The sequence below is a fragment of the Streptomyces sp. NPDC104831 genome (genome assembly GCF_055583025.1).
This window is the reverse complement of record NZ_JBVJOT010000057.1, coordinates 1-8,391: the sequence shown is the minus strand read 5'-3', so window position 1 is coordinate 8,391 and position 8,391 is coordinate 1. Positions and strand designations below refer to the sequence as shown.

The window sequence follows — 8,391 nt, the reverse complement described above, 5'->3', positions numbered from 1 at the left end:
GGATGCGTGTGGGTTTTGTACGGACCCACCCCCCCACCCCAACCAAACACCTGCCCCAACAACCACACCCCCCCCCCCCCCCCCCCTCCCCCCCCCCCTCCCCCTCCCCCCGGGGTGCCGCGGGCGTCAGCTCAGGGACGCGAGGACCTCGTTCCAGGTCGCCGACGGGCGCATGACGGTGTCCGCCTTGGCCTTGTCGACCTGGTAGTAGCCGCCGATGTCGGCCGGCTCGCCCTGGACGGCGTTCAGCTCGTCCACGATCTTCCGCTCGTTCGCGGCCAGCGTCTCGGCGAGCGGCGCGAACGCCTTCGCGAGGTCGGCGTCGTCGGTCTGCCGCGCCAGCTCCTGCGCCCAGTACAGGGACAGGTAGAAGTGGCTGCCGCGGTTGTCGATGCCGCCCACGCGCCGGGTCGGGGACTTGTCCTCGTTGAGGAAGGTCGCCGTGGCGCGGTCCAGGGTGTCGGCGAGGACCTTGGCGCGGGTGTTGCCGGTGGCCGCCGCGTACTGCTCGAAGGACGGCACCAGGGCGAAGAACTCGCCGAGGGAGTCCCAGCGCAGGTAGTTCTCCTTGACCAGCTGCTGGACGTGCTTGGGGGCGGAGCCGCCGGCGCCGGTCTCGAACAGGCCGCCGCCCGCCATCAGCGGGACGACCGACAGCATCTTGGCGCTGGTGCCCAGCTCCAGGATGGGGAAGAGGTCGGTCAGGTAGTCGCGCAGGACGTTGCCGGTGACGGAGATGGTGTTCTCGCCGCGGCGGATGCGCTCCACCGACAGCTTGGTGGCCTCCACCGGGGACAGGATCCGGATGTCCAGGCCCTCGGTGTCGTGCTCCGGCAGGTACTGCCGGACCTTGGCGATCAGGTTGGCGTCGTGGGCGCGGTCCTCGTCCAGCCAGAACACCGCCGGGTCGCCGGTGGCGCGGGCGCGGGTGACGGCCAGCTTGACCCAGTCGCGGATCGGGGCGTCCTTGGTCTGGCAGGCGCGGAAGATGTCGCCCTGCGCGACCGGCTGCTCGATCAGGACGTTGCCGGCCTGGTCGACCAGGCGGACGGTGCCCGCGGCCGGGATCTCGAAGGTCTTGTCGTGGGAGCCGTACTCCTCGGCCTTCTGCGCCATCAGGCCGACGTTCGGCACCGAGCCCATGGTGGACGGGTCGTAGGCGCCGTTGGCCCGGCAGTCGTCGATGACGGCCTGGTAGACGCCGGCGTAGGAGGAGTCCGGGATGACGGCGAGGGCGTCGTGCTCCTGGCCGTCGGCGCCCCACATGTGGCCCGAGGTGCGGATCATCGCGGGCATGGAGGCGTCGATGATGACGTCGGAGGGCACGTGCAGGTTGGTGATGCCCTTGTCGGAGTCGACCATGGCCAGGGACGGGCCCTCGGCGATCTCGGCGTCGAAGGAGGCCTTGATCTCGGCGCCCTCGGGCAGGCTCTCCAGGCCCTTGAGGATGCCGCCGAGGCCGTCGTTCGGGGTGAGGCCGGCCGCCTTGAGGGTCTCGCCGTACTTCGCGAACGTCTTCGGGAAGAACGCGCGCACCACGTGGCCGAAGATGATCGGGTCGGAGACCTTCATCATCGTGGCCTTCAGGTGCACGGAGAACAGCACGCCGTCCCGCTTGGCGCGGGCGACCTGCGCGGCGAGGAACTCGTTCAGCTCGGCCACGCGCAGGACGGAGGCGTCGACGACCTCGCCCTCGAGGACCGGTACGGAGTCCTTCAGGACGGTGGTGGTGCCGTCCTCGGCGGCCAGCTCGATGCGCAGGGTGCCGGCCTCGGAGATCACCACGGACTTCTCGGTGGAGCGGAAGTCGTTCTCGCCCATGGTCGCCACGTCGGTCTTGGACTCGGAGGACCAGGCGCCCATGCGGTGCGGGTGGGTCTTGGCGTAGTTCTTCACCGAGGCCGGGGCGCGGCGGTCGGAGTTGCCCTCGCGCAGCACCGGGTTGACGGCGGAGCCCTTGACCTTGTCGTAGCGGGCGCGGATCTCGCGCTCCTCGTCGGTCTTCGGGTCGTCCGGGTAGTCCGGCAGCGCGTAGCCCTTGCCCTGGAGCTCGGCGACGGCGGCCTTCAGCTGCGGGAGGGACGCCGAGATGTTCGGCAGCTTGATGATGTTGGCCGCCGGCGTCTTGGCCAGCTCGCCCAGCTCGGTCAGCGCGTCCGGGATGCGCTGGTCCTCGTTCAGGTACTCCGGGAAGACGGCGATGATGCGCCCGGCCAGCGAGATGTCGCGGGTCTCCACGGGCACACCGGCCTGCGAGGCGTACGCCTGGATCACCGGCAGGAACGAATGCGTCGCCAGGGCCGGGGCCTCGTCTGTGTAGGTGTAGATGATGGTCGAGTCAGTCACCGGGTGCTCCGCTCCACGTCTGCAACATTGCTCGACATCAAGATATCTCGTGATCGGCGTCCGCTCGACAGGGGTCCGGGCCGGAAATTCCGCCGTCCGCCGTCTCGCGCGCGATCCAGCGGCAGATCACCTCCACCACGTACATCTGTTCGACGCGGGTCAGCTCGCGGCCCTTGGGGATGCCGTGCCAGCGTTCCAGACAGCCCCGGCAGCAGGTGGCGGTCGCGTGCTGGGCCACGAACACGGGGTGGCCGCGGTACGGGGTCTGCCGGCCGTCCTTGCGCGGCCGGGCCGGCGCCAGCCGTGCGGCGATCAGGTCGTAGGCGTGCCACCGCAGGGTCGCCGGCCCCTTCAGCCGCGCGGTCGCCAGCTCCCGGCCGCGCAGCCGGAACCGCGCCCGGAACGGCTGCCGCGCGAGCGCGTCCAGCCGCCGGTCGAGCGCGCGGGGGCCGTCGGCGGGGAGGGTCACGCCTTCCGAGCATACGACCCCCCGCGGCGCTCTCCCGGCCGCCGCCCTACTCGGCCGCCGGCGTCCCCGAGACCGCGTCCTCGCCGCTGCGCTGCTGCGGGATGGTCACCGAGCCCTGCTGGAGGGCCACGGTCCGGGTGGGGGCCGGGATGCGGATGCCCTCGGCGCGGTAGCGGCGGTGCAGGCGCTTGATGAACTCGTGCTTGATCCGGTACTGGTCGCTGAACTCGCCCACGCCGAGGATCACCGTGAAGCCGATCCGGGAGTCGCCGAAGGTGTGGAAGCGGATGGCGGGCTCGTGGTCGGGCACCGCGCCCGTGACGTCCCGCATCACCTCCGCGACCACCTCCGCCGTCACCCGCTCCACGTGCTCCAGGTCCGATTCGTAGCCCACCCCGACCTGCACCAGCACGGTCAGCTCCTGCTCGGGCCGGGTGTAGTTGGTCATGTTGGCCTTGGCGAGCTGGCCGTTGGGGATGACCACCAGGTTGTTGGAGAGCTGGCGGACCGTCGTCTGGCGCCAGTTGATGTCGACGACGTAGCCCTCCTCGCCGCTGCTCAGCCGGATGTAGTCGCCCGGCTGGACGGTCTTGGAGGCGAGGATGTGGATGCCCGCGAAGAGGTTGGCCAGCGTGTCCTGGAGGGCCAGCGCGACGGCCAGACCGCCCACGCCGAGGGCGGTGAGCAGCGGTGCGATGGAGATGCCGAGGGTCTGCAGCACGACCAGGAAGCCGATGGCCAGCACCAGCACCCGGGTGATGTTGACGAAGATGGTCGCCGAGCCCGCCACCCCCGAGCGGGACTGGGTGACCGAGCGGACCAGGCCGGCGACGACCCGGGCCGCGGAGAAGGTCACCACGGCGATCACCCAGACCTGGAGCACCTGGTCGATGTGGTGCTGGACGGCCCCGGTGAGGGGCAGCACCGCCGCGGCCGCGGCCGCGCCGCCCGCGATGGCCGCCCAGGGCACGACCGAGCGCAGCGCGTCCACGATGACGTCGTCCCCGCTCCAGCGGGTCCGCTTGGCGTGCCCCGCGAGCCAGCGCAGCAGGGTGCGCGACATGAAGGCGAGCGTCAGGCCCGCCGCCAGCGCGATTCCGGCGAGGACGAGGTCGTCCAGGGTCAGCGTGCGGTTCACCGGTCACCTCCGGGGCGCCGGGCGGCTGCGGGGGGCCGGTTGTGAAGTCTCGTCACGTTGTCACCTGCTCGATGTCCGGGATGTGCGACCGCGCCGGCCGGAGGAACTCCGGGAACCGGCGCGTTCGTTCATCCTGCCGCATACCGCACGCCCGTTCGTCACCGGAGCGGCGTCGCCGGCCGTCCGCTCAGACGATGCCCTCCGCGAGTTCCGCCTGGTCACGGTCGCTGCCGTAGGCGGCGGCGGTGGTGGGGGTGCCGTACGACCGGCGGGCGACGAACCACCAGACGGTGGCGAGGACCAGGACCGCGGCGAGGGCGACGGAGGCGTAGTTCATGGTGTCCACCGTGACCGGCGAGGCCTGCGGCAGGCAGAACAGGACGGTCACGCACGCCACCCACACGACCGCGATCCAGCCCACCGGTCTGCTCCAGCGGCCCAGGTGCCACGGCCCCGGCCGGAAGCGGTCGCCCGCGCGCAGCCGCAGGAGGACGGGGATGGCGTAGGCCGGGGTGATGCCGATGACGTTGATGGCGGTCACCGCGTTGTACGCCGTCGCCGAGTACAGCGACGGCAGCGCGAGCACGCAGGCCACGGCCACGGACAGCCAGACCGCGGCGACCGGGGTCTGGGTGCGGCCGCTCACCTTGCGCCACAGGTGCGAGCCGGGCAGCGCGCCGTCCCGGCTGAACGCGAACACCATCCGGCTGGCCGCGGCGACCTCGGCGTTCCCGCAGAACAGCTGGGCGACGATCACGACCAGGAGCAGGGCGCTGGCGCCGTCGGTGCCGAGGCCGTCCAGCATGATCTGGGCGGGCGGCACACCCGTGCCGGTGGTGCGCGTGGCGTCGTAGTCCTGGATGGCGAAGGTCAGGCCGGCCAGCAGCACGAAGCCGGCGAGCCAGGACACCCAGATGGCGCGGACGATGCCCCGCGAGGCGGCCACCGAGGCGTGCGCGGTCTCCTCCGACAGGTGGGCGGAGGCGTCGTACCCGGAGAAGGTGTACTGCGCGAGCAGCAGACCGATCGCCGCCACGTACAACTGGTTGTCCCAGCCGGTCTCGTTGACGAACTCGGTGAACACGAAGGACGCCGACTGGTGGTGGTCCGGGACGATCACCAGCGCCCCCACGATCAGCGCCACGCCCGCCAGGTGCCACCACACGCTGACCGAGTTCAGCACGCTGACCAGGCGCACGCCGAACAGGTTCAGCACCGCGTGCAGCAGCAGGATGGCGCAGAAGATCAGCATGGTCCTGCCGGGCGTCGGCACGAAGCCCCACTGGAGGTTGGCGAACGCCCCGGCGAACAGGGCGGCGCCGTAGTCGATGCCGGCGATCGCGCCGAGCAGGCCCAGCAGGTTCAGCCAGCCGGTGTACCAGCCCCAGCGCCGGCCGCCGAGCCGGTCCGCCATGTAGTACAGGGCGCCGGAGGTCGGATAGGCGCTGGTCACCTCGGCGAGCGCGAGGCCGACGCACAGCACGAACAGGCCGACGCCGGCCCAGCCCCACAGCATCACGGCCGGGCCGCCGGTGTTCAGGCCGAAGCCGTACAGGGTCATGCAGCCGGACAGGATCGAGATCACCGAGAAGCTGATCGCGAAGTTGCCGAAGCCGCCCATCCGGCGGGCCAGCACCGGCCGGTAGCCGAGTTCGCGCAGGCGCTGCTCCTCGTCCTGCTGCGGCAGCCCCGGGGAGGGCACGGGCGAGGGTTCGGGGGTGGGGGACACGCGGGGGACCTCCGGGGTCATGGTTGCCGAACGGTTGTCGAACTGTCGTGCTCGTGCCGGACGTTCAGGGTCGGGAGTCCTCCGCGGCGGCCCGGCAGCGGTCCCGGGCCTGCGCGAACACCTCCACCGCGCGGTCCCGGTCCCGGGTGCGGTACATCCAGGGCGGTGGCGTGAAGTAGGGGCCGATCGCCTCGAAGACCCGGGCCGCGTCCGTGAACTGGAGGGAGCCCCACAGCGCGTGCGCCAGATGGTTGAGGTCGGGCAGCGCGCGCTCTTCGGGCCGCGTCCGGTCGAACCAGGACTCCAGCGCCCGCCGGGCCTCCCGGGCCGCCTCCTCCGCCACCCAGTGCAGGTCCAGCGCCGCGTCGTGCCCGCTGTCCCGGCGGTAGCGCTCCACCCGCACGTACAGCGGCAGCAGGTGCAGCGCCGAGCCGGGCGGGGCCTGGCCCGCCGCCCACTGCGCGTACCCGGACGCCTCCGCGAGCCGTCCCGAGCCGCCGCGCACGTACAGGAACTGGAGCATCCGGTGGTGGGCCTCGCGGTTGAACGGATCGCGCCGGCCCGCCTCGGCCAGCAGCCCCCAGGGGCCCGGCGGCAGCATCGGCTCCGGGGGGGCGGCCCGGTGCTCCTCCCAGCGCTGCTCGGGGTCGAGCTGGGCCAGCGCCAGCAGGCACACCCAGGGCACCGGGTCGCGGGGCGCGGCCGCGGTGGCCGTCTGGGCCGCGTCCCACGCCTCGATCCACAACTCGTGGGTGCGCCGGTGCCTCTCCCGCCGGGCCCGCAGCGCCCGCTCCACGCCGACCCGGGCGTGCATCACCGCCGCGTGCACGCTGTCCGGCTCCTCGGCGAGCCAGGCCCGCACCACGTCGGTGCCGGCCGCGGCGGTGGCCAGCACCTGCGTGCGCTGCGTCCACCGCCACCACTCGGTGGTCTCCGCCAGCAGCGCGCGCATGGCCATCCAGCGGCCGGTGCGCAGCTCCTGGAGCGCGGCCCGCAGCGCGCGGTCGGGGCCGGCGGGATCGTAGGAGGGGCGGCCTCCGTCTCTGGCCATCAGCCGCCGGCCCCCGGCCGCCGGCGCACCTGACGTGGCAACAGCCCTCCCCTGGGCGGTGACGAAACTGGTCTCGCGTGGTCGGCGGTCACTATAGAGGCGGACTGTTCGACCTATCCATTGTTGCCAAGTCAACCATCCGAAAAGGCCAGTTGACACACCGGGCGGCAGCCCGTGACGGCGCCGGCCGGCCGGCCGGAAGAGCTTGACGCCGGGACCGCCGCGACGGCAGGCTGGCACGGTGATCTTCAGGTCCGCAGCGGGGGACGCGCGATGACGGGGCCGGTGCTCGCCGTCGACCAGGGCACGTCCGGCACCAAGGCGCTCGTCGTCTGCCCCGAACGCGGCGTCCTCGGCACCGGCTTCGCCGAGGTCCGCCCCCGCCACCTGCCCGGCGGCCTGGTCGAGGCGGACCCGGGCGAGCTGTACGACTCGGTGGTCGAGGCCGGCCGGCGCGCGCTCGCCGAGGCCGGCGAGGACGTCGTCGCGCTCGGCCTCGCCAACCAGGGCGAGACCGTCCTCGCCTGGGACCCGGCAACCGGCCGTCCGCTCACCGACGCCCTGGTCTGGCAGGACCGGCGCGCCGAGTCCGTCTGCGCGGAACTCGCCGATCACGCCGAGGAGTTGCGGCAGCTGACCGGGCTGCCCCTCGATCCGTACTTCGCCGCGCCCAAGATGGCCTGGATCCGCCGCCACCTCACCCGCGACGGCGTCGTCACCACCTCCGACGCCTGGCTGGTGCACCGCCTCACCGGCGCCTTCGCCACCGACGCCGCCACCGCCGGCCGCACCCAGCTGCTGGACCTGGACCGCACCGAGTGGTCCCCGCGCGCCCTCGACCTGTACGGCCTGGCCGGCGAGGCGCTGCCCGAGGTCACCGACAACGCCCACCCGGTCGGCACCACCACGGCGTTCGGCCCCGAGATCCCGCTCACCGCCCTGATCGTGGACCAGCAGGCCGCCCTCCTCGCCCAGCGGATCACCGGCCCCGGCGCCGTCAAGTGCACCTACGGCACCGGGGCGTTCCTGCTCGCGCACACCGGCGACCGGCCCCGGCGCGGCACGTCCGGCCTGGTCTCCTGCGTCGCCTGGCGGCTCGCCGGACACCCCGGCTACTGCCTGGACGGCCAGGTCTACACGGCCGCCTCCGCCGTCGGCTGGCTCACCGGACTCGGCGTCCTGTCCTCCGCCGCCGACCTCGACCCCGTCGGCGGCACCGTCCCCGACAGCGGCGGGGTCACCTTCGTCCCCGCCCTCGCCGGGCTCGCCGCCCCCTGGTGGCGCGGCGACCTGCGCGGCTCGCTGACCGGGCTCGGCCTCGACACCACCGCCGGGCACCTGGTGCGCGCCCTGTGCGAGGGCATCGCCGCCCAGGTCGCCGAGCTGGCCGAGGCCGCCGCCGCGGACCTGGGCGCGCCCCTGGACACGCTCCGCGTCGACGGCGGCCTCACCCGCTCCGCGCTGCTCATGCAGACCCAGGCCGACCTGCTGCAACGCCCCGTCGAGGTGTCCGCGCTGCCGGACGCCACCGCGCTCGGCGCCGCCACCCTCGCCCGCCTCGGGGGGAAGGACGGGGGGGGGGGGGGGGGAGGACCGGCCAGGTGGGGGGGCGCCGGCGTGTTCGGGGCCCACGTTCCGGCCAGACAAGACGCAGGAAA

General features: G+C 73.1%; 6 protein-coding genes. 1 reads left to right on the top strand and 5 read right to left on the bottom strand.

From position 1 onward, the window contains the following. Nucleotides 1-126 precede the first annotated feature (126 nt). The 5 genes from ACZ63H_RS30880 to ACZ63H_RS30860 all read right to left on the bottom strand — a co-directional run bounded on the left by ACZ63H_RS30880 (nt 127) and on the right by ACZ63H_RS30860 (nt 6,733). Complete coding sequence (locus ACZ63H_RS30880) at nt 127-2,346, bottom strand: NADP-dependent isocitrate dehydrogenase (protein WP_469870716.1); 2,220 nt, start codon at nt 2,344-2,346, stop codon at nt 127-129. A 37-nt stretch (nt 2,347-2,383) separates the two neighbouring features. Then, complete coding sequence (locus ACZ63H_RS30875) at nt 2,384-2,815, bottom strand: DUF4186 domain-containing protein (protein ID WP_469870714.1); 432 nt, start codon at nt 2,813-2,815, stop codon at nt 2,384-2,386. Nucleotides 2,816-2,861: 46 nt separating this feature from the next. After that, nucleotides 2,862-3,953, bottom strand: a complete 1,092-nt coding sequence (locus ACZ63H_RS30870; RefSeq protein WP_469870712.1) for a mechanosensitive ion channel family protein — start codon at nt 3,951-3,953, stop codon at nt 2,862-2,864. 187 nt (nt 3,954-4,140) lie between these two features. Further along, complete coding sequence (locus ACZ63H_RS30865; protein ID WP_469870710.1) at nt 4,141-5,703, bottom strand: amino acid permease; 1,563 nt, start codon at nt 5,701-5,703, stop codon at nt 4,141-4,143. A gap of 43 nt (nt 5,704-5,746) precedes the next feature. Continuing rightward, complete coding sequence (locus ACZ63H_RS30860) at nt 5,747-6,733, bottom strand: hypothetical protein (RefSeq protein WP_469870708.1); 987 nt, start codon at nt 6,731-6,733, stop codon at nt 5,747-5,749. 273 nt (nt 6,734-7,006) lie between these two features. On the opposite strand from ACZ63H_RS30860, the gene ACZ63H_RS30855 reads away from it, so the two are divergent. Continuing rightward, the coding region (locus tag ACZ63H_RS30855; RefSeq protein WP_469870706.1) for an FGGY family carbohydrate kinase at nt 7,007-8,391 on the top strand (1,385 nt) is incomplete at its 3' end.

Coding starts and splice junctions, on each gene's coding strand:
- ACZ63H_RS30865 (WP_469870710.1), bottom strand. CDS start 5,703: ATGACCCCGGAGGTCCCCCGCGTGTCCCCCACCCCCGAACCCTCGCCC.
- ACZ63H_RS30860 (WP_469870708.1), bottom strand. CDS start 6,733: ATGGCCAGAGACGGAGGCCGCCCCTCCTACGATCCCGCCGGCCCCGAC.